The following is a 25,492-nucleotide window of genomic DNA, read 5'->3' on the forward strand; positions in this document are numbered from 1 at the left end:
TATATTTCTCCATACACTCATATCTCATAATATGTTCTTAATTCTGACTATTTTAATGACATGTTTAACTCAGTGATAGACATACATATGAGAAATAGTTTTAGCAAATGTAGTCATTAAATGACAAACTCAAAGTTGTTTACTGATGGAATGCTGATTTTTTTAACAAAATATAACCCAATGAGGCCCATACATATTTAAAAGAGTATTTTTTTTTGTTATTTTTCTGACTAAAAGATACAAGAAATCAAATAATTATTTAAATTTGCAATTTGATAATCGTAAAATCTTACTGACGTGTATTATCGTCAATAATAATGTAATAAAGTGTAACCATGATGCTTAAATTATTAATATCAAATACCAAAAACCAAGATCTAATGAAAAGTAGAATTGTTCTGTGTGGCATTTTTATGCTAACAATGGGATTCCTACCCTTTTCTGCAACATCTGCATCGCCAGGGCCAAACTATATTAATGTGGCTGACAAGAAAGTTGATGTATATGGAACGGTCGTTGACGAAATGGGGCCTGTTGTAGGTGCAACAGTAAGAGTAGTAGGTGCAAAATCAGGGACTGTCACCAATGTACAAGGTGAATTCCACTTAACGGTCGCGCTGAAGTCCAAAATTGAGATTTCATGTGTGGGATATCTGTCACAGACAGTTGTTGTGAAAGATAATTCGCCCATAAGAATACAACTGCGTGAAGATGCGGTGTCACTCGGTGACGTACAAGTTATTGCTTACGGTACAACTCGTAAGGTAACAGTAACGGGGGCTTTATCTTCTGTTAACCAGAAAGAGTTGCTTAAATCGCCAGTTGCCAGTATGACAAATGCTTTAGCTGGTAAAGTGCCTGGTCTGTCAAGTATTCAGGAAAGTGGCCAACCTGGTGCCGATGAATCTTCTTTATTAGTGCGTGGTGTCGGTTCTATGAATGCCGAATTGTCTCGTCCTCTAATTCTTGTCGATGGTGTTGAGCGTTCTTTTTCGCAGATAGATCCGAATGAAGTTGAGGATATAACCGTCTTGAAGGATGCGTCGGCAACAGCCGTATTTGGTGTACGTGGTGCCAACGGCGTTATTCTTGTTACGACCAAACGTGGTACTAATCAAGCACCCAAAATAAACTTCTCTACTTCGGTTGCTTGCCAAATTCCTTCCAGAATTCCTGAATTTGCCAACAGCTATGAATGGGCTTCTGAATATAATAAGGCACAGCTACACGATGGTGTAAGCAAAGATATGCTGCTTTTCAATGATGACGATTTGGAGAAATTTCGCACACATAGCAGTCCTTTGACTCATCCAGATGTAAATTGGACTGATATGCTTGTTAGGAAGTCGGCCCTCCAAACACAGCATAATATCAATGTTTCGGGTGGTGCAGAAAAAATTAAGTACTTTGCATCATTAAGTGTTTTTACACAAGAGGGACTGTTCAAAGTTTTTAAAAACAGGAACGATCGTGGCTTCAACTATGAACGCTATAATTATCGCATGAATCTGGATATCAGTCTAACGAAAACCACTTCGCTGCAACTGAATTTAGGAGGTTATTTTGGTAATAGACAAGAGCCTAATTATAATAATGGTGCAAATACTAGTCTTGCCATGATGTTCAGAGATATCTATGCTGCTGTTCCTTTTGCAGGAGCAGGAATTGTAGATGGTAAGCATATTAGGATGAACTCCAGTCAATTTGCTATCAGCAATATTCACGATGGCTTAAAGTATTATGGTACAGGGTATAATACAACCTTGAATAACGTGATGAATTTTGACGCTCAAATCACCCAAAAATTGGACTTTCTTACTAAAGGCCTTACATTCCATCTTAAAGGTGCTTACAATAGTGGTGTTGTTGTTTATAAGCGACATGAAGGTTATGAGGCCTTGTATGAGCCAGTTACCGATGAGAATGGCAACCTCGCTTTGAGAATCGTAAACAATTATGCTAGAACCTATTTACAAGAGTCTAACAGTCACTCTAAAGATTGGTACTTAGAAGGGGCTTTGAATTATAAACGAGATTTCGGAGATCACCATGTTTCGGGATTGGCTATGTATAATCAAACTATGAAATATTATCCTACTGGCTATTTTGAAGGAATTCCAAGAGGTTATATAGGATTCGTTGGTCGCGGTACCTACGACTATAAGACCAAGTATCTCTTGGATGTCAGTGTGGGATACAATGGCTCAGAAAACTTTGCCAAAGGACACCGATTTGGTCTATTCCCCGCAGGCTCTATCGGTTGGATTCTCTCTGAAGAAGATTTCTTTAAATCATTGAAATCTACTATAGGATATATGAAGCTGAGAGCGTCATATGGTAAGGTGGGAAACGACATTACAAGTGACAACTCACGTTTCTTGTATCTGCCGGACTCATACAATATCTCTACAGGGTCATATAGCTTTGGAACCACAACCAATACCAATATTACAGGAGCATCTGAAGGTAAAGTGGGAAATCCTAATGTAACTTGGGAAACGTCTGTAAAGCAAAATTACGGTTTAGATTTGAAACTGTTCAAAGAAAAATTGAGTCTAAACTTCGACTACTTCATAGAACACCGAGAGAATATTCTTATTTCTCGCGGTACGGTTCCACTCTATTTGGCAATAAATCTTCCGGTAATGAATCTAGGAAAAGTAGACAATCATGGATACGAACTTAGCCTACGTTGGCAGGATAAATTTAAGGACTTCTCATATTATATAGGCGGTAATTTGTCTTATGCCAAGAATAAGATTGTTTTCATGGATGAGACTAAGTTCCCATATGAATGGATGCAACAAACAGGAAAATCAGTCGGTCAAGGATTTGGCTATGTTTTTGATGGATATTTTACAGAGGAAGAAGTTGCAAATTATGCAACCTTAAAGGGACAGCCAGGTGGTATTCCTGATCAAGGAAGTGGATACATACCATTGGCAGGAGATGTAAAATATAAAGACTTAAATGGAGATGGGCGCATAGACAACAATGATGAATGTAGTATTGGCAATCCCACTTACCCTATTTACACGATGGGAATGAATATGGGATTTTCATGGAGAGGTTTTGATTTCAGCATGACTTTTTCTGGCGCATTCAAGACATCACGTTTATTATATGATATCTATCGTCTCCCATTCGGAGAATCAAGAAACTTCAGTTTAATGAAGTATATGATAACTGATGCTTGGACTCCTGAAAAAGGAAATTCGGCTAAAGCTCCAGCTCTGTCTTTACGCAATCAAACACACAATTATCAAGGTTCTGATCTTTGGATGAGGAATGCTTCATATTTGCGTTTAAAGAATATTGAGCTTGGATATAGTTTCCCTAAAAATATCATACAAAGTCTGCGTATCAGCTCTTTACGTATGTCATTGTCTGGTTACAATCTACTTACTTTTGACAAATTGAAAGTATCTGACCCAGAAGCTAATCCTATGGGGCATACTTATCCCTTGATTAAAGTTGTTAATTTCGGTCTTAGAGTAGGATTTTAATAAAACCTTATTATAGAATAGATATGAAGACATTAAAAAATATAAAGATAGCACTAGTCGCAGTACTGATACTAGGGGCTTTCACCGCGTGTGAGGATTTGGCTGTTGGAGATAAGTTTTTACAGAAGCCCCCTAGCACAGATGTGACAATTGATACTATTTTCGGGAAAGCAGAATACGCTCGAAGAATTTTGTGGCATAGTTACGAACTACTTCCCTATGGCATGGAAACTCCTGGTTTTACAACACAGATGCATTATGCAACTATTGAAGGATTGACAGATATCAACTATGATAATATGGGCTATTCTTCTTTGGCAGTATTCTATTATCCCGGCTTATACAATGCAGCTACAGAGGACTACCAGAACTATACGAAGATGGATTTTTCGCGTACGGGAGTTTGGACTGCTATTCGTCATGCTTGGATATTCTATCAGAATGTAGACAAAGTTCCCGATATGGGGACTGCGGAAAAAGCGCGTATGAAGGCAGAAGCAAAGTTAATGGTGGCTGTATTCTATGCTCACATGTTACGTCATTACGGAGCTTTACCACTTGTCGATCATGCGATATCGCTTGAAGAGACAGAACTTCCTCCACGTGCAACATTGCAAGAGACTGTAGATTTCATTGTTAAACTGCTCAATGAAGCTATTGCAGAACCAGAGCTCCCTTGGAGTATTCCTGAAGACGAAATTGGGACTTGGGAAGGACGTTTGACAAAAGCAGGGGCAATGGCGTTAAAAACACGCGTTTTATTGTTTGCTGCCAGCCCATTATTTAATAGTGATAAAGCTTTTGCTGAGGGTGAAGCTTCTACAAAGCTCATGACTTGGTTCGGCAGCTATGATAAGCAACGTTGGAAATTGGCAGCAGACGCATGCAAGGATTTCTTTGATGCAGTAAATGCCAATGGATATTATAAGTTGGTAGAAGTTGGTGATAAGGGTCTCACCGACGAGCGTGATGCCTATACCAGTGCTTATTTTGATCGTGATAATACTGAAACACTAATTGGTTCAAGGAGAAGTTTCCTTAGTACAGGGAAAAATCCGGAATTTGACCGTGCTCTTCGTTGGGGGGCTTATTGTCCGACAAAAGAATTCTTTGATATGTTTGAAATGAAAAACGGAGATAAATTTGACTGGAATAATCCTGAACATGCAAAGCATCCTTTTACCAATCGTGATCCCCGTCTCTATGAGAATATTATCCTCACAGGTGACAGATATAATGGCCGTACAGCACAAATGTTTGAAGAAAAGCCTGGAGATGTAGCCAATTATCCAAAAGGAATTGATTGGAAACAAGGCAGAATGCATCAATTAAGTCTGGTAACTGGTCTTGCATGCCGTAAATGGGGATTAGACCGTACTACGGCTTCTTATAATCGTCCCGTACAATGGCCTATCATCAGAATGGCCGAAGTATATCTTAATTATGCTGAAGCTTTGAATGAATACAATGGTGGACCTACTCCGGAAGCTTATGCAGCCGTTGACAAAGTTAGAAATCGTGTCGGGATGCCAGGATTGAAAAGAGGTATGAATCAGGTCGAATTCCGTGAAGCTCTTTTACATGAACGAGCTGTAGAGTTTGCCTATGAAGAAGTAAGATTCTTTGATTTGATAAGATGGAAAATGTATAAAGTGTTTGAGACTCCGCTACATGGTCTGCATGTTTATCAAAACAAAAATACCAAAGCAATCGAATGTGAACCTTTTGAGCTGACTAAATATACGCGTGTATGGTGGAAGAGTGGCTGGGATCCTAGAATGTGTTTAAGTGCTTTCCCATCAAAAGAGATTAATAAGGACTATGGATTAATCCAAAATCCAGGTTGGTAAACAATATAATAAAAACTTTGAATCATGACTTTCAGAACATATATGGCAAGTCTTTTAGCCTTGCCGCTCTGTTATCCTATGCTGTTGCAGGCACAATCTGATAGCTTACAGAAAGAGAAAAATAACCAAGCCGTTGAATACGGACGACATATTTCTGTTGACTTGAAAGAGTCTACGACCGCAACGGCTTATATAACAAGTGATCAACTCACACACCGTCAAGGTATAAATCCGAGAGATGTATTGTATGGGCTGATTCCTGGGTTGCAAGTAATGCAGAAACAAGGTGCTTCATGGGAAACAACCGGTGAACTTTCTGTACGTGGAAGAAATACGGTCAACGCAGCTACTCCCCTCCTAATCGTTGATGGTTTTGAGCGGGATTTAGACTTATTGTCCGTAAATGAAATCGAATCCATAACAGTGTTGAAGGATGCTCCTTCTACAGCCTTATATGGTGTTCGAGGAGCTAACGGAGTTATTTTAGTTAAAACGAAACGGGGCAGTACAGGCTCTCCGACTATCAATCTCTCTTATGAGTTTAATGTAGCCAAAGCTTTCCGCACACCAAAGTTTCTTAACAGCTATAATTATGCACAAGCTCTCAATGAAGCTCGCGTGAATGACGGCCTGTCTCCACGTTTTGATGCAGAAGATTTAGCCATCTTTCAGGAGAAGTCTTACAGAACAGTATATCCTGATGTTGATTGGTGGAAGCATTCATTGCGTGATTATGGTACAGGAAACAGTATCAACTTTTCTGTAACTGGTGGTGGTAAGTACGTAAAGTATTACACTCAATTGAGCTATCTCAATGACTTAGGTCTGCTACGACCTACAGAAGAGAATGATGGATACTCCACCCAGCTCAAATATTCCCGCTTGAACCTACGTTCCAATTTAGACATTGCAATCAATCGTAACACCGAACTGCAATTGAATATCTTAGGAACATTCTCTGAATATAATCGTCCGCATTCTTCGCTTGAGAGCATTTTCAGTGCCCTCTATTCTGTACCATCAGCGGCTTTTCCTATTAAAAGTCTAAATGGGGTATGGGGAGGAACAACAGAGATTTCTACCAATCCAGTTGCAATGATTTCCGGAACTGGTTATGACCGAGTACAGCAACGTGATTTTTATGCTGATACGAGAATCACGCACAAGCTTGATTCCTGGCTTCCAGGCCTGTCGATAGGAGCTTTTATCGGTCTTGACAATATGGCTACATACTGGGACACGAATGCCCGTAACTACGGATATGAACAAACAGCTTATGACTGGGGTATGCAAAAGTATGTTTACACCCCTTTGCGCAACGAAACAGCTTTGGCATTTAGTCACTCTGTTGACCAATCTAAAAACCATTATAATATAGGTGCATTCGCCAAATATAATCAAACATGGGGACTACATACGCTCTCTTCTACACTGCAATACTCAATGGATAAAATATTAGCTAAAGGGAAAAATGTTTCTTATTCATTCATTGATGCCGTGGGACAAGTACACTATGCGTATGCACAGCGCTATATCGTAGACCTGGCTTTGTCGGGTTCTGCTGCTAGCGTATTACGTCCTGGTCATCGTTGGGGTATATTCCCTGCTGTTGGCGCAGCATGGCTGATTTCTCAGGAGAAATTTATTCAGGCAGCCTGGTTGAACATGTTGAAGTTACGTGCAAGTTATGGAATTTCGGGAAGAGCCGACAATGGCTATGGAATCTCTATTGATATGTATGGTAATGGTGACAGTTATCTTTTTGGAAGAACACCAACTTCTGCAACTGGTATAAGGATGTGGCAATTAGGTATTGCCGATCTTACATACGAGAAGTCGCATAAATGGAATTTAGGATTAGATTTCCAAGCTTTCAGAAAGTTATCTGTCACCGTAGACTTATTCCACGACCGTCGCACAGATATTCTTGTTGCGAGTGCAGGTAAGATTTCATCAGCATTAGGCTTGGATGCTCCTCGTAAGAATGCGGGTATTGTTACCAATCAAGGTATTGAAGCTTTGGCTCGTTGGAGTGACAATATCGGTAATTTTAAATATTCAATTGGCGGTAATTTTGCTTTTACACGCAATAAAATCGTAGAACAAAATGAGGAGTATCGTCCTTATGATTATCTAAACAGAACAGGTCATCAGATAGGCCAATTCTATGGTTATGTAGTTGAGGGAATCTATCAAAACCAAGAAGAAATAGACCAGCGTGGCGTGGTTCAGACCCTATCGGAAGTTAGGCCTGGTGACTTGAGGTATAAAGACCTCAATGGAGATAAAGTTATAGACAGCTATGATCAAACGTTTATCGGTTATAGCACTATGCCGGAGATATACTATGCAACCGATTTAAATCTAGAATACAGAGGATTTGGATTTTTTGCTCAATTCCAAGGAGTTGCAAACCGCAGTGTTCTCTCAAGTGTGCCAAGTGTTTATCGCCCCCTTTATGGCAACCGAACTATATCAGAAGAGTATTATGCCAATCGTTGGACACCCGAGACACCTAATGCAATTTATCCCCGTCTGACCTCTGTTGGCTCCGATAACAATTATGCCAATAACTCCCTATGGATAAAAGATGGATCTTTCTTAAAATTGCGTACTTTGGAAGTTTACTACCAGTTCAATGCTCATCAACTACGCGCATTGAAATATGTACATGGGGCAAAGCTCTATGTTAGAGGCTATGATCTCTTCAGTTTCGACCATATCAAAGTTATGGATCCAGAGAACATGACTTCTGGACATCCTTCCGTACGTCGCTATGCCTTTGGTATCAACTTAACATTCTAAAAAAATGAATACAATGAAAACTAAATATCATATTCTTTTCCTGCTTTGTATGGGATACATCCCTTTGTTCACAAGCTGCGACTTCTTGGAACTAGGAGAATACAATTACTTTGATAAACAAGAGACAACCATCGAGCCGGCTCGTGTCAGCCAACTTTGTACACAAGTATATACCTATCTTCCCAATGGTTTGAATGGTATATCAGGAGCTTTACAAGATGCAGCTACTGACGACGCCGTCCATGCTTACCCCACAGCAACAGTACAGCGTTTTGTCAACGGCTCATGGGCACCAAATTACACTGTCGACGATATCTATGGTAATCTTTACAAAGGAATCCATAGTGCGAATTTCTATTTGGAAAATTGTCTGGGATTAACATTTGACGATTGGAAATATTCAGACGGCTTCGCAGATACATATACCAGTTATCTCAACTATCAGTACGAAGTAAGATTCCTGCGTGCATACTATTATTTCGAACTTGTAAGACGGTATGGAAATGTTCCTTTGCTGACAAAGACCATCGGTATAGATGAAGTCAATAATATATTACCTGCCACCGCCGATGAAATATTCAAGTTTATTATTGACGAATGCACCGAGATAGCCAAGCATTTACCTGCCAAGGTTACCGATCTTCCTGGAGGCCCATCCAACTATCAGCGTGTAACCAGTGGTACTGCGCTCGCCCTGAGAGCGAGAGCTGCGCTCTATTATGCTAGCCCGTTGTTTAATTCTGGTAACGAAATCTCACGTTGGAAAGCTGCTGCCGAAGCTGCATATGATATCATTAACCAAGCTTCCACCTATGGTTATAGGTTGGAATCAAATTATAGCAATCTGTTTGGAGCTACCAACAATCAGAGTGCTGAGATTATTATGTGTCGTCCTGGTGGCAAAAGTACTGCCTTTGAAGCAGGGAATTTTCCTATTGGGGTAAAAGGTGGAAAAGGCAATACATGTCCAACAGAAAATTTGGTTAGTGCCTATGAAATGAAAGATGGTACTAAGTTTAGTTGGGATAATCCCGCTCAAGCTTCCAATCCATATAGGAATCGTGATCCGCGTATGGCTATGACCGTTGTTTGCAATGGTGATAGGTGGCCTGCCAACACTGCTGTTGAGACCTTTGTGGGTGGAAGAAATGGACAACCTTTAGCCAATGCTACCCTCACAGGGTATTATTTGCGCAAATATGTTAATAAGGGAGTTAGCTTTGAAGCTGGTCAGACTACCAATCAATACGACCACAACTGGGTATTATTCCGCTATGCAGAGGTACTTCTTAATTATGCTGAAGCTGCAGCACATGCCTTTGGGCCTGATAATATTCCGGCAGGCTTTACACTCTCTGCCCGCGACGCTGTCAATCAGGTACGCCAACGCTCGTCCGTAAGAATGCCGAACTTTCCTGCCGGCATGTCTACCTCTGACTTCCTTGCCCGTTTGTATAACGAGCGTCGTGTGGAGTTTGCCTTTGAAGGACACCGTTTCTGGGATTTGCGCCGTTGGAAAGCACTACATGAGATGAAGGACATATATAAAGTCTGCATTGAGAAAAATGAATCTGGGGGTTTCTCTTATCAGCGTGAGAAACTGGATACCTATAATATTTCAGATAAGATGTATTTCTATCCATTTGCCAATACCGAACTTTTCAAGAATAAAAACTTGAAACAAAATCCAGGATGGGAATAATTTGTTCGTGAGGATAAGTGTTTTTTAGTAAGCTGTGTGTCATAATGTAATATATAATATCCATTGACACACAGCTTTTACTATTAAAAATATCAGGCTGTGAGTCTGGAAGCTATTAAGGAGTTAGTGAGATATAAGATAGGTTGGAATCGAATTTGGTTCCAACCTGTTTTATATATATGCTCAATTTTCCTTCTCAGACTGCAAAGGCTCGGCAGTGTTGGTGCAAGGTGCAAACAGGAATGCTGCAAAGCCCGGACAGCAATGCTGCCGGGCCTTTGCAGAAAAAATGAGTGTCAGTAGGCTGTGAGTCGATGGATGATATATTTTTTTTGCGTAATGTGTAGAGTGTCTCGATAATGGGGCTTGTTTTCATATTTTATGCTTACCTTTGTTGCTAAATACACAATATGGAGTAATTACTTGGAATATGAATTTGGACAGTGAATACCGTGATGGTTATCTAGTCTCTGCGGAGATGAAGAAAGTATGGGCAGTTGAACTCGATTTGCTCAAGAAATTGGTTGATATTTGCCAGAGACACCATCTGCGTGTCTGGATAGAAGGAGGAACGCTGTTGGGAGCAGTGCGTCATCAGGGATTCATTCCTTGGGATGACGATATAGACGTTACGATGCCACGTCCTGACTACGAGAAATTGAAGCTCGTCTGTGCGAAGGAGTTGGAAGCTCCTTACTTTTTGCAGACTCCTTATAGTGACGAGCATTATTATTGCGGGCATGCCCAGTTGCGCAATAGCAATACCACGGGTGTGCGTCCGTCTGACTGCTATCGCCCTTACAATCAGGGTATATTTATAGATATATTTATTCTTGACGGCATACCTGATGACATGGCGGAACGGAAGATGCTTGTCAAGCAGGTGCATAGACGGTTGACGCGTCTCAAGTCGATAGATTATCCCATCTTGATTTCAGGTCGTTGGGGACTGTTGTTCCGCAAGTGGTGGTGGCGTCGGAAGGTGGCGAAGCATGGATTTGCTAATCTGTATAAGTATATAGACGATATGCTGCTGCAACATTCTTGGGACGAAAGTCAGAAGGTGGGGCATGTAGCCTTTGTCGGTGACAGGTTTATGTGGGACAGATGTATTTTCGACCGTACGGCGATGCTCTCTTTCGAGGGAATGCAGATGCCTGCTCCGGGCGATTACGATGCTTATCTGAAAGAGGTGTTCGGGCCAGACTATATGACTCCTGTCCAGTGTTCAAGCATGCACGGTGCTGTGGTCTTCGATACGGAGTACAGTTATCGGGAGCGCATGCCGGAAATACGCAGGGCGTACCGACGCTCGGCGCTTAAACGCCTTTTATCAAAAATAAGAAGATGAAAAAACAAGTGGATATGCTGAATTTTACCGTAGGACCGGTGATGTCTTCCGGGGCTGTCCGTCGGATAGGCGGAGAGCAAGTTCCATATTTCCGTACTCCGGAATTTTCGGAGCTAACGTTGGATAGTGAGGGGCTTATCAAGCAATTTGCTCATGCTGAAGATTCGGCACGTGTGTTGTTTTTGACGGGGTCGGGAACTGCTGCAATGGAAGCAACGGTGATGAATGTGCTGATTCCGTCTGATCGTGTCCTAGTGGTCAATGGCGGTAGTTTTGGCCATCGTTTCGTGCAACTCTGTGAAATACATGGTCTGGATTATTCGGAGATAAAAGTTCCGATGGGCAAGCAGTTGACGGAATTGATGCTTGAACCTTTTGCCGGTCAGGGATTCACGGCATTCTTGGTGAATGTGGGAGAAACTTCTACCGGTGTACACTATGATATGGAACTGATAAGTCGTTTCTGTCAAGAGCAAGGCCTTTTGTTGGTGGTCGATGCCATCAGCTCTTTCCTGGCCGACCCACTTGATATGGAGTCGTTGCATGTGGATGTGATGATTACCGGCTCACAGAAAGCTCTGGCCTGTGCGCCGGGTGTGTCCGTGATAGTGTTAGGTGAAAGGGCTGTAGGGCGCGTCGAGGATAATCGGGTGCGAAGCATGTATTTTGATTTGAAAGATGCGCTGAAGAATGCGGAGCGAGGCCAGACGCCTTTTACTCCGGCAGTGGGAATCTTGCGACAGATAAATGTCCGTCTCCATGAGATAGCCGATGGTGGTGGTGCTGCGGTAGAGATAGAACGTACTCGCTTGTTGGCCGAAGATTTCAGACAGCATATCCGGCATTTGCCACTTGAACCTTTTGCCGAATCGCCTTCGAATGCGCTTACTTCGCTGCATCCACTCCATGTTTCGGCTTATGATGTTTTTGTCCGGCTGAAAGATGAGTATGGTATATGGATTTGTCCGAATGGCGGAGAATTGCGCGACAGGGTGTTCCGCGTGGGGCATATCGGTGCTTTAACTGTAGGGGACAACATGGTGTTGGTAGAAGCCTTGAACGACTTGCATGATAGAGGAATGTTATGAGGAAAGTAATTACTTACGGAACATATGATCTTTTGCATAGTGGGCATGTCAGATTGTTGGAACGTGCCAAGGCATTGGGCGACTATTTGATAGTGGGAGTAACTGCCGACGCCTTTGATCGGTCGCGTGGAAAGATTAATGTACGGCAGTCGTTGATAGAGCGTATCAAGAATGTACGTGAGACAGGACTGGCTGATGAAATCATCGTGGAGGAATATATAGGGCAGAAAATTGATGATATACGGCGATTGGGGGTCGATGTATTCACCGTAGGCTCAGACTGGAAGGGAAAGTTCGATTATCTGAAAGAGTTCTGCGAAGTGGTATATCTGGACCGTACGGAGGGTATTTCCAGCACGGAGTTGCGTTCGGAGCAACAAGATATAAGGATAGGGCTGGTGGGCGACTCTGCCATTCTGAACAAGTTTGAGAATGAAAGCCATTATGTGAATGGGGTAAATATCAGTGGAGTATGTACAAACAATGGAAGTTTGTTGGCCGACAGGCTTCATGAGCTGCCCTGTGTGACGGACATATTGGACGATTTGTTGGATGTGTCAGATGCCATATACGTCATCTCACAACCCGAAATGCACTATGTACATATACGTCGTGCGCTCGAAAGGGGGAAGCACGTGTTGTGCGAAACTCCCATAACGATAAAGGTTGAGCAATGGCACGAATTGCAGCAAATGGCTGCGGAGAGGGGCTTGGTGCTGACGGATGGGCTGAAAACTGCTTATTCCATGGCCTATTATAGACTCTGCTTGTTGGCAAAGAGTGGAGCGATAGGGAAGATAGTTTCGGTGGATGCCACTTGTACGAGTCTGCAAGATATAGACAAATTGCGCGAGGAAAACCGGCCTTACCCGTGGAACAGTGTTTGTGCGTGGGGACCGACGGCTCTCTTACCCATATTCCAATTGCTGGGAACAGGTTATCAGAGTAAGCAGATAGTAACACATCTGTTGGATGGAGAGTTGTTTTTCGATGCCTTTACGAAGGTGTCTTTCGTCTATCCGCATGCAGTAGCATCGTTGAAAGTGGGGCAGGGAATTAAGTCGGAAGGCGAACTCGTTGTATCGGGAACAAAAGGCTATATCTATGTGCCGGCTCCGTGGTGGAAGACAGATTATTTTGAAGTAAGATACGAGAATCCTGCTGAAAACAAACGCTATTTCTATCAGTTGGATGGCGAAGGCATCAGGTATGAGATATTATCATTCATTCAGTCTGTCAGGTCGGCTCATACCACTTCTTATATAGACACCGACACGTCTGAAGCTATCATCCGGGTGATTCAAGATTTCTATGATGGGCAGGATGTTATAAAGATATAGAGCTTATCTTTTTCCTAATTTTTCGTGGATACCGTCGCTATAGGCCTGCCACAACATGGCAAGGTCTTGCTTTTGCCATGCCTTCGAGAAGGGCATGGAAAGGATGGCGGGGACGATATAGCCTATCATGCCGATGAAGCTGCGCAGATATCTGACGCCCCAGTTCTGACCGTAGTAATGGTTCATATAGGCTTCGTTGCGTATCTGGTAGTATCGTTTCCACTTCTTTTTCTGGTTGCGTGTGGTCCACGTATCGTTGCTGAAGAACTTGTGTTTGTCCATGAGGGCTTCAGGAACGTACAGCAAGCGGAAGCCGGCCAGATGAGTCCGCAGGCAATAGTCGGTGTCGTCGCAGAATATGAACAGGTTTTTGTTAGGCAGACCGATTCTTTCTACGACCTTGCGATTGATGAATGGGCCTTCAAAGTCTGCACCGACAATCTCTGTGGCTTGGCTTATCTGCTGCTTGGCGAGCTTACGGCCGTGCATGGAAGCAAATGGGTTGGCGAAGTCGAATTGTTGAAATTCGTGTGTAAACACCTGTCCGTCGAGCAACCGGCGTGGTGAAAGAATACCGATATTGGGCTGATGGATGTATTCCAAGAGGTGCGTAAGGCAGTCGGGGCGTGGGAAAACATCGTCGTCCATGCACCATATCCAGTCCGCTCCTTCTGCATAGGCATGTTGTATTCCGGTGTGGAATCCACCACTACCTCCTACATTCTCTTGATGGATGACAGTCAGGTCATCCTGCGTGTCGAGCCATTGGGAAGTCCCGTCGGTGCATCCGTTGTCGACAACCACTATCTTTGACAGTCCTTGCTGGCTGCGTAGGCATGCAATCCCGTGCTGAAGCAGCTTCATACGGTTGTAGGTTACGACTACGGCTATGATTCTCTGATTTTCTGTCATGTCCTTACTTTGTCAGTTGGCCGATGGCCTTTTGCAATGCTTCTGTGAAATATCGGCCGGTTCTCAGCCGTTCGCTTACATGTTGTACCTGCTTTTTCATCTCTTCATATCGTTCGGCCGTCATGGTTGGGAGCAAATCGTTGAGTTCTTCGAGCGAGTCTATGCAGAGGCCGATACCCTCTTCTTGTACGAGTTTTGCGAGTGCTGCCTGTCGCCAAATGATGACAGGCAGGCCGGCACGGAGGTAGAATGATACTTTATGCGGACTGTTCCAGCGTAGGTATTCGCCGAATGAACCGCTGCATGTATGCAGGTCTGCCCCGTCCCATACGAGTCCAAAATGGCCTTCTACATGCTCTATGAATGCGTCGGATGGCATGAATCCGCCTATCTTGACATGCTCACTGTCTGTCAATCCCGGTAGTCCGTTCTTATTTCCATAGATGTCCAGTTGGTAGCTTTTGACTTGCTGTGACATCAATCGAAGAAAGCTGTTCTTGTTTTCGGCCAACGCTCCGGCATATACCACGCGTGGACAGTTGGTCCATGATGTCTGTTCCTGGGGCGTGGTAAGGCTTCGATAGTCGAAAAGTCCCAGTGCCCCCAATAGATGTGTGTATCCATTCTCATGCAGATATTGCTCCATGTGTTCGTTGGAAGCTATCACATAGTCGGCTTTCATCAGTCGGTTGATTTCGTGTCGGGTGGTGATTTTCTTTCTACGCATGGACCCCAGGTCGTGTATCAATGCTATGGTCGAAGCTCCACGCAGTCGGGCAAAGCGGCAGATGAAGGCGAAATATTTCTTGACAGGATACTGGAGTACGACCATATCACCGCTACGTAGCGTGCATAGCATCCTCAGAATGCCGATTAAATTCAAGCAGAAAGTCAGTACCTTGCTGTTATAATAGGTCGTGGGCAGCCCCAGGTTATATGCGTTCAGGTCGGCCAACGTTTCTTCATTGTCGGTCTTAGCCTTGTTACCGGAGCTTTCTATGCCCCGATAGTTGCGTGAAATGTAGCATAATCTTATTTCTTTCATAGTTCCAGTTTAAAGGGGATATCGTGTTTGCGTTGGTAATGTGTCCAGAATTTATGGCGTAATTCCAAGGCCTTGGCAATGACTTGCTGTGGATTTGCGCCCCGTTCTTCGGCATAATGCTGCATCAGCAGTATGAAAAACTCTTTTGGCCCCCACATCCGTTTCAGGTTGTTGATACCTTTATCTATGCTTACCGGTCCGAAGTACATGCGATTGGTGTCTACCAACGAGAACTTATATCCGTCGGCATCGCGTTTCCACAGTATGTTACCGGGGGTAAAATCGAGGTGCAGGATGTTCTTGCTGTGCATGGTGGCAGCCAGATGTGCCAGTGCTTTTGCCATAGGCTTGTATTGTTCCGGAGAAGCATTCCCCATGTCATAGAGTGTGTACGGATAGTCACACTGCTCACTGATGAAGTAGGTATAACGTATGAATCTGGCGCTGCGTTCCTCTATATAGGCGATTGGCGTGGGGGTGTTGATACCGTTTTGTAAGAGAATCGCAGGATATTCAAAAGCTCTCAGGCCTTTGGGCTTGCGCAGTCCCCATGAGTATATCAGCAGATTCAGCCCTTTGGGTACATGATACCGTTTCACATTCAGTTTCTTGCCATCGGGTGTTTCCATCACCTTTATCTCGTTGCGGAGATGGTATATGGTTGTTCCTTCGGTTTCAAAGCGTGATGGAATACTCTCTATCACGGGGCGTAGGTATTCGTATGTGGGATTTAACAATATCATGCGTGCTTGCTCTCCATTCTTTTATTGTACTCTTCGTGTGTACGTTTCCAGCGGTTGTGACTCCATAGATAATACTCCGGCTGGCGTCGGATAGTCTGTTCCAACAGCTCGAAAAAGCGACGGGTAATCTCGTGTTCGGGCAATTCGTTGGGTGTTTTGGTAATCAGATGATACGTGCAGGTATAGTAACCGCGACGCGGTCGGCTCATCTCTACATAGTAAACGGCGTTGTTAAGTTTCCGCATGAGCCGCTCACCCCCAGTAAATACGGGGGTGTCGTGATTGAGGAAAGGCAACCAGAGATGGATGTTCTCCCACTTGGGAGTCTGATCTGAGATGTAGCCGAAGAGCGAATGGATGCCCTGTTGCTTGTAGGTCAGCAGATAGCGTAGTGTGTCTTGCTTGGGCACAGGCACTCCATTTGGCTGTGAAGAGCGTATGCGTCGGAACAGATAGTCGAAGAAGTGGTTGCGAAGTGGGTGGTAGACCAGTCCGCAACGGCTCTCTTTGGGCAGTTCCATGCCCACGCATGAGAGCCACTCCCAGTTACAGTAATGCCCCAGGATGGCTGCTACCGACTGGTCGTTGCCGAAACATTCGATGATTTCTTGGGAGTTGTGGATGGTGAATCGACGCTTCAGCTCGGCGTCGCTGATACTCAATAGCTTGATAGACTCGAAACCGTAATCGCAAAACCAGTGGTAGAATCTTCTTTCAATGCGTGCTATCTCGGCCTTATCCTTGTCTGGAAAGGCTGTCGACAGATTGTTTCTGACGATGCTGCGACGGTATCTCAACAGCCGGTACACCACCAGATAGGCGATGTCGGAGAGGCCGTAAAGGATGCGGAAAGGCAGGAGTGAGAGGGCATAGAAAGCGCAGAAAGCCATCTTTCCCCATATTCCGAGCCGCTCTTCGTGCTGAAGTTGTGGGTCCGAGCCTGCTATTTGACCGTTTTGCTTCGTCATATTCGTGTTTTCAGAATCGTTCTGTTTGCTCCCTCTTTTCCTGGATTCAGGGTAGGGATAAATTCCTATTTCTGCATTTCGTGCAGTTTCCTGTAGTATCCGTCTTTCGTTATCAGCTCGTCGTGTGTACCCCGTTCCACGATTTCACCGTCGTGCAACACACATATTTCGTCTGCATGCTTGATGGTCGAAAGCCGATGCGCCACTGCAATCGTGGTACGCGTGCTCATCAGATGTTCCAATGCGTCTTGCACCAGTCGTTCGCTCTCGGTGTCGAGCGCACTCGTAGCTTCGTCCAAAATGAGGATAGGCGGGTTTTTCAAGATAGCCCGTGCGATGCTTACACGCTGTCGCTGACCACCCGACAGACGCCCTCCGCGGTCGCCGATGGATGTATCGTAGCCATGTTCCGACTGCATGATAAACTCGTGGGCATTGGCTATTCGGGCCGCTTGTTCCACCTGTTCGGGCGTGGCATCGTCGAGTCCGAAGGATATGTTGTTGAAGAACGTGTCGTTGAAAAGTATGGCCTCCTGATTCACATTGCCTATCAGCTGGCGCAAATCATGGATGCCAAGGTCGCGAACATTGATTCCATCGATGAGCACTTCGCCCTCCTGTACGTCGTAGTAACGCGGAATGAGGTCGACCAGCGTAGATTTTCCGCTGCCACTCTGACCTACCAATGCCACCGTTTTCCCTTTCTCTATCACGAGATTGATGTCGCGCAACACCCATTTCTCCGCATACTTGAACGACACATGGCGGAACTCTATCCGGTGTTCGAAGCTGTGGATAGGCTTCGGGCGGTCTGCCTCTTTGATGGAAATCTCTGCCAACAGAATCTTATCGACGCGCTCCATTGATGCCAGACCTTTGGGAATGTTGTATCCTGCCTTCGAAAACTCCTTCAAAGGATTGATAATCGAGTAGAGAATCACGAGGTAGTAGATGAACGTCGGACCACTGATAGACTGGTTGTTCAGCACCAATACGCCGCCAAACCAGAGCACGATGACAATCATCACCGTTCCCAGAAACTCGCTCATGGGGTGTGCCATCTGTTGCCGGATGTTCACCTTCATGATGTTGTCGCGATATTCGGAGTTGATACGGTCAAACCGTTGGTTCATCTTCTCTTCTGCACAGAATGCCTTGATGATACGCAGTCCGCCGAGTGTTTCCTCTACCTGGCTCATCGTATCGCTCCAGAGCGCCTGTGCCTTGATGCTCTTGGCCTTCAGTTTACGGCCTACATAGCCCATCAACCAGCCGAACAGCGGCACGAAGACGACCGTGAACAACGTGAGCTGCCAACTGATTACAATCAACGTGGCGAAGTAGGCGATGATAAGTACCGGATTCTTGAACAGCATATCCAGGCTCGACATGATGGAGTTTTCTATCTCCTGCACGTCTCCACTCATGCGGGCAATGATGTCGCCTTTGCGCTCTTCGGAGAAGAAACCGAGCGAGAGTGCATTGATTTTCCTGTAGAGCTGGTTGCGAATGTCTCTTACGATGCCTGTGCGAATGGGGATGATAGTAGCCGACGAAAGGAAATAAGCCCCTGTCTTGAGAAACGTCATGAGGGCCAGGAACAGGCCGATGACCAGCAATGTGGTCGTAGCGCCCATCTGTCCTATCAGCGACTGCACGTAGTAGTTGACGTTGTTGCTCACCACTTCCTTTGCCGAAGCCTCGCTCCATGCCATCAGTGCCGTGGCCTTGGTGGCATCCCCGGTGTTGAAGAGTATCTGTAGGATGGGGATTAAGGCGGCAAACGAGAAGATGTTGAGCACAGCCGAGAGGATGTTGAACACCACCGACAGCACCAGATACCGCTTATACGGTGGAACAAACCTTTGTAATATCTTGAAAAATTCTTTCATTGGCGATGTGGTCTTGCGTTGGGACTGGGCTTACACCTCTTCTCCAAACAGCGTGGCACTGGTGCTTCCGGTGATTCTTACCTTCACGAATTCACCGATATGGTGATTGCCCTTATCCATGATGACCGCCTTGTTCTGTTCGGTGCGGCCCATCAACTGCTGTCGGCTGCGCTTGCTGAAACCTTCGATAAGGATGGTAAACTCCTTGCCCTCATCTTTCTTGTTCTGCTCGGCACTTACCTCGGTCTGTAGCTGTATCAGTTCGTTCAGGCGGGCCACTTTCTCTTCTTCCGGCACGTTGTCGGGCAGATGCTTGGCTGCGTAAGTACCCGGACGCTCACTGTATTTGAACATGAAGGCCGAGTCGAATCCCACTTCGCGTACCAGCGACAATGTCTCTTCGAAGTCGGCGCGGCTCTCGTTGTGGTAGCCTATGAAGATGTCGGTAGTGATACCGCATCCGGGAACGATGCGGCGTATATTGTCTATCATCGCCAGATACTCCTCGCGGGTGTACTTGCGGTTCATCAGCCTGAGCTGGCTGTTGCTTCCGCTCTGTGCCGGGAAGTGGATGTGGCGGCACAGGTTTGGCTCTTCGGCGATGGCATGCAGTATGTCTTCGGTCATATCCTCTGGATTGGAGGTAGTAAAACGCACGCGCATGTCGGGTACAGACTGCGCCACGGTCCTCAGCAGCTGTGCAAACGAGGTGCTGCCCTCTTCGCGTTTGCCCGAGGGTGACAGCCCGTAGCTGTTCACATTCTGTCCGAGCAGTGTCACCTCCTTGAATCCCTTGTCGTGCAGGTCGCGCACCTCTTTCAGGATGCTTTCCACGTCTCGCGAGCGTTCACGGCCACGGGTGAAGGGCACGATGCAATAGTGACAGAAGTTGTTGCAGCCACGCATGATGCTCACGAAGCCACTCACGTGATTCCCACCGATGCGTTGTGGCACCACGTCGCGATAGGTCTCGGTCTTCGACAGTTCTATATCCATCGCCTTGTGGCCTGTCTCCACCTGTGCAATCATGTCGGGCAGGTTCAGATAACTGTCCGGACCGCACACCAGGTCGGCATGGTGGTTGTTGATAAGGTCGTCTTTCACGCGTTCGGCCATGCAGCCCAGCACGCCCAGAATCAGCCGGCGGCCTTTCTTCTGTTCGGCATGCAGCGTGTCCAGACGGTTGTAAATCTTGTTCTCCGCATTCTCTCTTACGCTACAGGTGTTCATGAATACGGCGTCTGCATCCTCTTCTTTCTCGCACACTTCGTATCCCGCCATCTGCATCACAGAGGCCACTACCTCGCTGTCAGCTACGTTCATCTGGCAACCGTAGGTTTCTATATATAGTTTCTTCATCAGTCTTTAATTAGTTATATGGATAATATGGCGACATATCATCTTCTGCAAAGGTAGTGTAAATCAGCAAGATAAGCAAGCAAACGACTCCTTTTGTGATGTAGATTCGATTATCTTCCGGCTCGTCGAGCCGACAGTCGGTTTACTGCCAAGGCTTTGCAGCATTGCTGTTTGGGCTTTGCAGTTTTGCTGAAAAGGCTTTGCAGCGAGTGTGCCTGGGCCTTGCAGTTTTTTGAAGTTGAGTTGGTGAGTTCTTGAGTTGATTGTTGGCATGTTGCGTCCCTATAGCTTACGAAGCAAAAATGTCTCTTGTGTTCTTCCGTCCAGACATAATTATCTAGGCAGTTTTGCCACACTCTCGTACGCACTTGCCAGTCGCCCATGAGTAGGAAATCCCCTATGCTATCTTTTCTTTCAGTTCCTGGAATCGCTGTTGACACCGTTTCTTGTAGTCATAGTGGCAGGCGTGTTTCAGAAACTTCCTGTAGTTGTAGGTCAGGACGAAACGCAGGCGGTCGGCAAGGGGCGGATGGGCCTCCCGATAGATGCTTGGCGGTATGTTGACATAGTAGAGGTCGGCAATGGTCTCGAATGCCGACAGACAGCGCTGGGGGCGTTCGAAGAGCCATACCTCGGAGTAGAAACGATTCGTACGGATAACTTCTGTATCGAAGTCGGGCAACTTTCGGATGAAAGCAGAGCGCACCCACCAGAAGTTTCCCGAAAACATGGTGTAGTTTTTTGGTGGCCATCGGTAGCTGCCATAGGTATCGTAGCCCTCGGTGAGGGCGTTGACGGCTACCCTCCACCTGTAGAATATGAAGTGTTGTATGAGCTTGCGCCATGCCTTTATCTTGCGCGAGAACGAGCGGAACGTGGGGTCGTTGCTGTCCAGGCATTGATAGCTGATGCCTTTGGAGTGGAAATAATAGATGAGACAGTCTTCGCGCCCGGCCAGTTGCTTGATAAACTTCAAGGCCGGATATTCGTATTCCCGTGGGTTGCTCTTGAGCGAGATAAGCTCCATCTTCGGGCTTGGCAGCATCTGGCGGAGCTGTTCCAACCGGTCGGTATCGTCGGTGATGACGCTTATATAGAGTTTCTCCGTGGCATCGAGCAGTCCGCTGTCCTGCAACTCGCCCAGTTGCTCGGCAGCCAACTCTTCCCATCCGGTATCCATCATCAGGTGATAGACGCCGTAGATGGGGGCGTGCGTGTCCGGCTCAACGTCCCATGTGGTGAGGTCGCGTCGCTCGTACACGTGGCAGAAAGAATGATAGATACGTTTGAGAACAGATGTCATGGGCGGTCTTGTTTGATGGATTCTATCAGTCGGGCAAACATTTCGTGCAGGCCGTAAGCCGGTTTCCACCCCAGATTGCGCATGCGCCGGGTGTCAAGCCTGAGTCGGGTGGTGGGCGAATAGCCTATTCCCTCGGTCGGCCTGATGACTACCTGTAGGGCTGGATTGAACTCGTGGCAGAGCATGCGGGCCATGTCGGCGATAGAGATGTAGGTGTCTTCGTTGGCAATATTGTAGGCCAGACCGCTGTCTCCGCGCGTTGCCAGGCAAAGCATGGCGCTCATGGCGTCCATCGTGTAGCAGTAGCAACGGCTCAGCAGACCCGTGGTGTGCAGTTCTATGTCGCGTCCGTCGATGATGCTGCGGGCAAACTGGGCGAACACACGGTTGTCGTCGGCTGCCACACCAGCCCCGAATGTCTGGGCTAGTCGGGCTGTCTTCACGGGCAGTCCGTATTCTATGGCGTAGGCATGACACAGGCATTCGGCCGCGCGCTTGGCCATCGGATAGCTGCTGCGTGTGTCCATCGGGTCGAGATAGCCCTGGCGGTCTTCGGTCAGTGCTGTGGTGTCGTCGAGTATAGTACCGTAGACTTCGAGCGAAGAGGCGTAGACTACAGACTTGACAGCGTGTGTACGGGCATATTCCAGAATCGTGCGTGTGCCGTCAAGCACGATTGCGAATGTCTCGGCAGGATGCTCTACGAAGTAGCGCGAAGCTGTGGGAGCAGCGAAGTGGATGATGTGTGTAGGGGCTTCTTCGGGTATGAAAGACTGGGAAGAAGCAAAGTCGTAAACGTAGTATTGGTGCTGTGGGGTGGGCGCTCCGAGCAGTTGGATGGCCTTGTCGAGATTTCTCACCACACTGATGATGCTGATGTGGGCTTGCTGATGCTCGTTAAGGGCCAGCAGGCAGCGCACCATGCACGAGCCGAGGAGTCCGGTGGCACCTGTCACCATGATGCGACTGCCACGCAACGCACTGCTGTCGAACGTGGTGGCAAACCGCTTGATGTCTTCTTGTTGAACGTGGTTCATTATTTAGAGTCCGAATATTTGTTGGTCTTCGTGTACCTTGACCATTGCACGGAACACGAAAAAGTCGGTCGGGGTGGTAATCTTGATGTTCTCCATCGGGCCGATGACAGTGCCGAGCCGGTAGCCGTAGTGGCTCATCATGGTACACGAGTCGATGAAATCGTGCTGTCCTTCGGCGATAGCGCGCTCGTGTGCAGCGAGTATCTCCGACAATCTGAAGCTCTGGGGTGCGCGTGCTATCAGCGAATCGGCACGCGAAGGAATCTCCAAAGAGTCGTCTGCCTGTCGCACGATAAAGGTCTCGGTGGCCGGAATACAGGTGATGCAGCTGCCGCATTCTGCAACCTTGCGCAGGTTGTCGGTGATGGTCTGCTCGGTAATCAGGGGGCGCACACCGTCGTGGATGAGTACCTTTGCCTCGCCCTGGGCTATCTCTCGCGCAGCTTTAAGCCCTTGGTAGATGGAGTCTTGTCCCGTCTTTCCGCCGGGTACTACCTTGACTACCTTGTTGATTTCAAATTTGCGCAGTTGTTTTTCGAGGAAAGGAATCCAGCTCTCGATACATGCTACCACGATGGCATCAATCTCCGGATGGTTGTCGAACAACTCCAGCGTATAGATGATGATGGGTTTCCCGTTGAGTTCGAGAAACTGTTTGGGGCGTGACTTGGTGTGCATGCGCAGGCCGGAACCGCCGGCAAAGATTACAGCTATGTTCATATCGTGAGGCGTTGTTAGTCGTAGAAAGTGATGTCTATTTGATGTCGGTTGCGCTTATCGCGTGGCGGCAGGTCCATATAGTTGCCATACGCGATGCGACACAGCTCTTCGGGATTGGCCGGACCTTCGAAAGTGTGGCCCTCGAAAACGATGGGTTTGTGTGGAATCATGTATTTTTTGGGGTTCTGTTCGTAGAACCATGCGCCGTAGGAGTGCATGTAGAGATTGGGATTTCCAAAGGCTCGGCCTATCAGACGGAATGTTGGGAACACTACGTGATGAAGTGCCTTGTAGGCCAGTTGGGCCAACCGTGGATGCGCTCCGGCCAGATACAGGTTGGTGTTGACCGACAGTTTGGCGGCCAAATGTTGCAACCAGGGAATCATGTAGCCCTCGTAGGGGAAGATGTCGACATGGAGTCCGCGGTATTTCAGGGCTTCGTGCATGCGTCGGTCTTTGCTGTCGGCCGATGCGGTGCTGTGGTTCTCGCTTTTTAAATCGCGCAGGCATGCCCATTCCTTGTAGAATCCGGGATCGGTATCATTGTCTTGTAACACGTATTGAGGGTGTGGATGGGCCTTCAGATAGCGGCACAGCTTCTTGTAGTCCTTGTAGCTCAGTACCATGTCGATGTCGTCGTCCCACGGAATGAAGCCGCCGTGGCGCAGTGCGCCGAGTATGTTTCCGCCGTCGAGTCGGCACGCCACGCCTATCTTCTGTGCCGTCTGTTGCAGATAGATGGCCATGTCGAGCATGCGTAGCTGTGCCTGTCGCAGTGTCGAACCGTCGGGATTGTAGTCTCGGCGCAAGGTTTCGTCGGTCTCGCCTGTATTATATGTTTTGGTCATTGTCGGTCGTATGTTTGCAAATTATGTTTTCACCCAAAGCCGATAGTTGTACATCTGCATGATAGGGTAGAGGAGGGCGCGCAGCCATTTTACGATTCCGCCGCCCGGAGTTTGGAACAATCGGCTGCGATGTCGGATGAAGAAGCAAGTCAGGCGTATATAAGCTATCGGGCCATTGGTCAGTTGCAAGCCAATGAGTCGACATCCCTCACGGTAGATTTGGGTGTCGGGATGAAGCTCGCGGAATAAGGCTTGCCTGCCGCGGAAGTAGCGTTGCAGATGGGGTTTGGCCTTGGTGTAGTTGCAGAGCGACCAGCGGAGAATGCGGAAGGCGTTGCCTACGGTGGGCAGACTGCCACTGAACTCTGTATAGGTGGCTGCGCGGGCATAGCGACGCTGGTGTACCAACACCTTGTCTACGAAGACGATGCTGTCGAATGCGGCTGCCGTCATACCCAGAATAGCGTCGTAGAGCGAGATTCCGTAAATGATGTTATCGGCAGGCAACAGGTCTATCAATTTGCGATTGATGAGCATGGTGTGGCCAGGCAGACTGGCAAAAAGCAGTCGGATGAGGCTGGTGTTGGGGTGTCGGCTATCGAACGAGGCAAAAGAACCGTCTTCTGAGAAAGGCCGGGAGAAGCAACTGCACAGCAGATGGTCGCCGATGGCCGCCGCCTGTAGTTCTAGTTTGGTAGGTTCCCACAGGTCGTCTTGGTCGCAAATGGCAATCAAGTCGCCGGTAGCCTTGCGCAGTGCACCGAAGAAATTGGAGTTTACTCCTCGCTCACCATCGTTCAGGCACACCCTGATAAAAGGATAGCGGGCGGCATACTCCTTCAATATGGTCAGCGTACCATCCGTGGAATGGTCGTCTTGGATGATGATTTCGTCGGGCAGCAAGGTTTGGGTAACTAGCGTATCTAACTGTTCCCGCAGAAACAGCTCGCCGTTGTAGGTGCACATCACCACCGAGATACGCTTCTTTTCCATTGTTTTTCGCCTGTAAATACAGGTACTGGT

Annotated in this window: 18 protein-coding genes; 7 read left to right on the top strand and 11 right to left on the bottom strand. The window is 46.8% G+C overall.

Annotation, left to right across the window (positions count from 1 at the left end):
• Window positions 1–380 precede the first annotated feature (380 nt).
• The 7 genes from ACZ42L_RS10915 (at window position 381) to ACZ42L_RS10945 (ending at window position 13,642) form a co-directional block, all read left to right on the top strand.
• The gene (locus ACZ42L_RS10915; protein ID WP_464706131.1) at window positions 381–3,506 is read left to right on the top strand and encodes a SusC/RagA family TonB-linked outer membrane protein; all 3,126 of its coding nucleotides are present in this window, start codon (window positions 381–383) and stop codon (window positions 3,504–3,506) included.
• Between the two features lie 23 nt (window positions 3,507–3,529).
• The gene (locus ACZ42L_RS10920) at window positions 3,530–5,356 is read left to right on the top strand and encodes a RagB/SusD family nutrient uptake outer membrane protein (protein ID WP_464706132.1); all 1,827 of its coding nucleotides are present in this window, start codon (window positions 3,530–3,532) and stop codon (window positions 5,354–5,356) included.
• 24 nt (window positions 5,357–5,380) lie between these two features.
• A complete protein-coding gene (locus ACZ42L_RS10925) occupies window positions 5,381–8,161 on the top strand; it encodes a SusC/RagA family TonB-linked outer membrane protein (RefSeq protein WP_464716106.1) in 2,781 nt (926 codons plus the stop codon).
• A 13-nt stretch (window positions 8,162–8,174) separates the two neighbouring features.
• Window positions 8,175–9,863, top strand: coding sequence for a RagB/SusD family nutrient uptake outer membrane protein (locus ACZ42L_RS10930; protein ID WP_464716107.1), 1,689 nt, complete (start codon window positions 8,175–8,177; stop codon window positions 9,861–9,863).
• A 430-nt stretch (window positions 9,864–10,293) separates the two neighbouring features.
• A complete protein-coding gene (locus ACZ42L_RS10935; protein WP_464699232.1) occupies window positions 10,294–11,214 on the top strand; it encodes a LicD family protein in 921 nt (306 codons plus the stop codon).
• On the top strand, window positions 11,211–12,302 hold the full coding sequence (locus tag ACZ42L_RS10940) for a pyridoxal-phosphate-dependent aminotransferase family protein (RefSeq protein ID WP_464716108.1): 1,092 nt from the start codon (window positions 11,211–11,213) through the stop codon (window positions 12,300–12,302). Before ACZ42L_RS10935 ends, ACZ42L_RS10940 begins: the two co-directional genes overlap by 4 nt.
• On the top strand, window positions 12,299–13,642 hold the full coding sequence (locus tag ACZ42L_RS10945; RefSeq protein WP_464716109.1) for a Gfo/Idh/MocA family oxidoreductase: 1,344 nt from the start codon (window positions 12,299–12,301) through the stop codon (window positions 13,640–13,642). Before ACZ42L_RS10940 ends, ACZ42L_RS10945 begins: the two co-directional genes overlap by 4 nt.
• A 3-nt stretch (window positions 13,643–13,645) precedes the next feature.
• On the opposite strand, the gene ACZ42L_RS10950 is transcribed toward ACZ42L_RS10945, so the two are convergent.
• The 11 genes from ACZ42L_RS10950 to ACZ42L_RS11000 form a co-directional block, all read right to left on the bottom strand.
• On the bottom strand, window positions 13,646–14,554 hold the full coding sequence (locus ACZ42L_RS10950) for a glycosyltransferase family 2 protein (RefSeq protein ID WP_464716110.1): 909 nt from the start codon (window positions 14,552–14,554) through the stop codon (window positions 13,646–13,648).
• 4 nt (window positions 14,555–14,558) lie between these two features.
• A complete protein-coding gene (locus ACZ42L_RS10955; RefSeq protein WP_464716111.1) occupies window positions 14,559–15,599 on the bottom strand; it encodes a galactofuranosyltransferase in 1,041 nt (346 codons plus the stop codon).
• A complete protein-coding gene (locus tag ACZ42L_RS10960) occupies window positions 15,596–16,342 on the bottom strand; it encodes a lipopolysaccharide kinase InaA family protein (RefSeq protein WP_464716112.1) in 747 nt (248 codons plus the stop codon). The genes ACZ42L_RS10955 and ACZ42L_RS10960 overlap by 4 nt, the downstream gene beginning before the upstream one ends.
• On the bottom strand, window positions 16,339–17,310 hold the full coding sequence (locus ACZ42L_RS10965) for a lysophospholipid acyltransferase family protein (protein WP_464716113.1): 972 nt from the start codon (window positions 17,308–17,310) through the stop codon (window positions 16,339–16,341). Before ACZ42L_RS10965 ends, ACZ42L_RS10960 begins: the two co-directional genes overlap by 4 nt.
• Before the next feature lie 65 nt (window positions 17,311–17,375).
• The gene (locus ACZ42L_RS10970) at window positions 17,376–19,202 is read right to left on the bottom strand and encodes an ABC transporter ATP-binding protein (RefSeq protein WP_464699246.1); all 1,827 of its coding nucleotides are present in this window, start codon (window positions 19,200–19,202) and stop codon (window positions 17,376–17,378) included.
• A gap of 30 nt (window positions 19,203–19,232) precedes the next feature.
• Window positions 19,233–20,561, bottom strand: coding sequence for a tRNA (N6-isopentenyl adenosine(37)-C2)-methylthiotransferase MiaB (gene miaB, locus ACZ42L_RS10975; RefSeq protein WP_464702786.1), 1,329 nt, complete (start codon window positions 20,559–20,561; stop codon window positions 19,233–19,235).
• Window positions 20,562–20,958: 397 nt separating this feature from the next.
• On the bottom strand, window positions 20,959–21,864 hold the full coding sequence (locus tag ACZ42L_RS10980) for a hypothetical protein (protein ID WP_464716114.1): 906 nt from the start codon (window positions 21,862–21,864) through the stop codon (window positions 20,959–20,961).
• Window positions 21,861–22,901 carry an NAD-dependent epimerase/dehydratase family protein gene (locus tag ACZ42L_RS10985; RefSeq protein ID WP_464716115.1) on the bottom strand — a complete coding sequence of 347 codons (1,041 nt, stop codon included), beginning with the start codon at window positions 22,899–22,901 and terminating at the stop codon, window positions 21,861–21,863. Before ACZ42L_RS10985 ends, ACZ42L_RS10980 begins: the two co-directional genes overlap by 4 nt.
• A gap of 3 nt (window positions 22,902–22,904) precedes the next feature.
• Complete coding sequence (locus ACZ42L_RS10990; RefSeq protein WP_464716116.1) at window positions 22,905–23,621, bottom strand: IspD/TarI family cytidylyltransferase; 717 nt, start codon at window positions 23,619–23,621, stop codon at window positions 22,905–22,907.
• 14 nt (window positions 23,622–23,635) lie between these two features.
• Complete coding sequence (locus ACZ42L_RS10995) at window positions 23,636–24,469, bottom strand: LicD family protein (RefSeq protein ID WP_464716117.1); 834 nt, start codon at window positions 24,467–24,469, stop codon at window positions 23,636–23,638.
• 21 nt (window positions 24,470–24,490) lie between these two features.
• The gene (locus ACZ42L_RS11000; protein ID WP_464716118.1) at window positions 24,491–25,462 is read right to left on the bottom strand and encodes a glycosyltransferase; all 972 of its coding nucleotides are present in this window, start codon (window positions 25,460–25,462) and stop codon (window positions 24,491–24,493) included.
• Between the last annotated feature and the right edge of the window lie 30 nt (window positions 25,463–25,492).

The sequence above is a fragment of the Prevotella mikamonis genome (assembly GCF_055381405.1).

Bases quoted from the DNA above. Each gene is read 5' to 3' on its own strand.
- ACZ42L_RS10915 (WP_464706131.1), top strand. From the start codon at position 381: ATGAAAAGTAGAATTGTTCTGTGTGGCATTTTTATGCTAACAATGGGA.
- ACZ42L_RS10920 (WP_464706132.1), top strand. From the start codon at position 3,530: ATGAAGACATTAAAAAATATAAAGATAGCACTAGTCGCAGTACTGATA.
- ACZ42L_RS10925 (WP_464716106.1), top strand. From the start codon at position 5,381: ATGACTTTCAGAACATATATGGCAAGTCTTTTAGCCTTGCCGCTCTGT.
- ACZ42L_RS10930 (WP_464716107.1), top strand. From the start codon at position 8,175: ATGAAAACTAAATATCATATTCTTTTCCTGCTTTGTATGGGATACATC.
- ACZ42L_RS10935 (WP_464699232.1), top strand. From the start codon at position 10,294: ATGAATTTGGACAGTGAATACCGTGATGGTTATCTAGTCTCTGCGGAG.
- ACZ42L_RS10940 (WP_464716108.1), top strand. From the start codon at position 11,211: ATGAAAAAACAAGTGGATATGCTGAATTTTACCGTAGGACCGGTGATG.
- ACZ42L_RS10945 (WP_464716109.1), top strand. From the start codon at position 12,299: ATGAGGAAAGTAATTACTTACGGAACATATGATCTTTTGCATAGTGGG.
- ACZ42L_RS10950 (WP_464716110.1), bottom strand. From the start codon at position 14,554: ATGACAGAAAATCAGAGAATCATAGCCGTAGTCGTAACCTACAACCGT.
- ACZ42L_RS10955 (WP_464716111.1), bottom strand. From the start codon at position 15,599: ATGAAAGAAATAAGATTATGCTACATTTCACGCAACTATCGGGGCATA.
- ACZ42L_RS10960 (WP_464716112.1), bottom strand. From the start codon at position 16,342: ATGATATTGTTAAATCCCACATACGAATACCTACGCCCCGTGATAGAG.
- ACZ42L_RS10965 (WP_464716113.1), bottom strand. From the start codon at position 17,310: ATGACGAAGCAAAACGGTCAAATAGCAGGCTCGGACCCACAACTTCAG.
- ACZ42L_RS10970 (WP_464699246.1), bottom strand. From the start codon at position 19,202: ATGAAAGAATTTTTCAAGATATTACAAAGGTTTGTTCCACCGTATAAG.
- miaB (WP_464702786.1), bottom strand. From the start codon at position 20,561: ATGAAGAAACTATATATAGAAACCTACGGTTGCCAGATGAACGTAGCT.
- ACZ42L_RS10980 (WP_464716114.1), bottom strand. From the start codon at position 21,864: ATGACATCTGTTCTCAAACGTATCTATCATTCTTTCTGCCACGTGTAC.
- ACZ42L_RS10985 (WP_464716115.1), bottom strand. From the start codon at position 22,901: ATGAACCACGTTCAACAAGAAGACATCAAGCGGTTTGCCACCACGTTC.
- ACZ42L_RS10990 (WP_464716116.1), bottom strand. From the start codon at position 23,621: ATGAACATAGCTGTAATCTTTGCCGGCGGTTCCGGCCTGCGCATGCAC.
- ACZ42L_RS10995 (WP_464716117.1), bottom strand. From the start codon at position 24,469: ATGACCAAAACATATAATACAGGCGAGACCGACGAAACCTTGCGCCGA.
- ACZ42L_RS11000 (WP_464716118.1), bottom strand. From the start codon at position 25,462: ATGGAAAAGAAGCGTATCTCGGTGGTGATGTGCACCTACAACGGCGAG.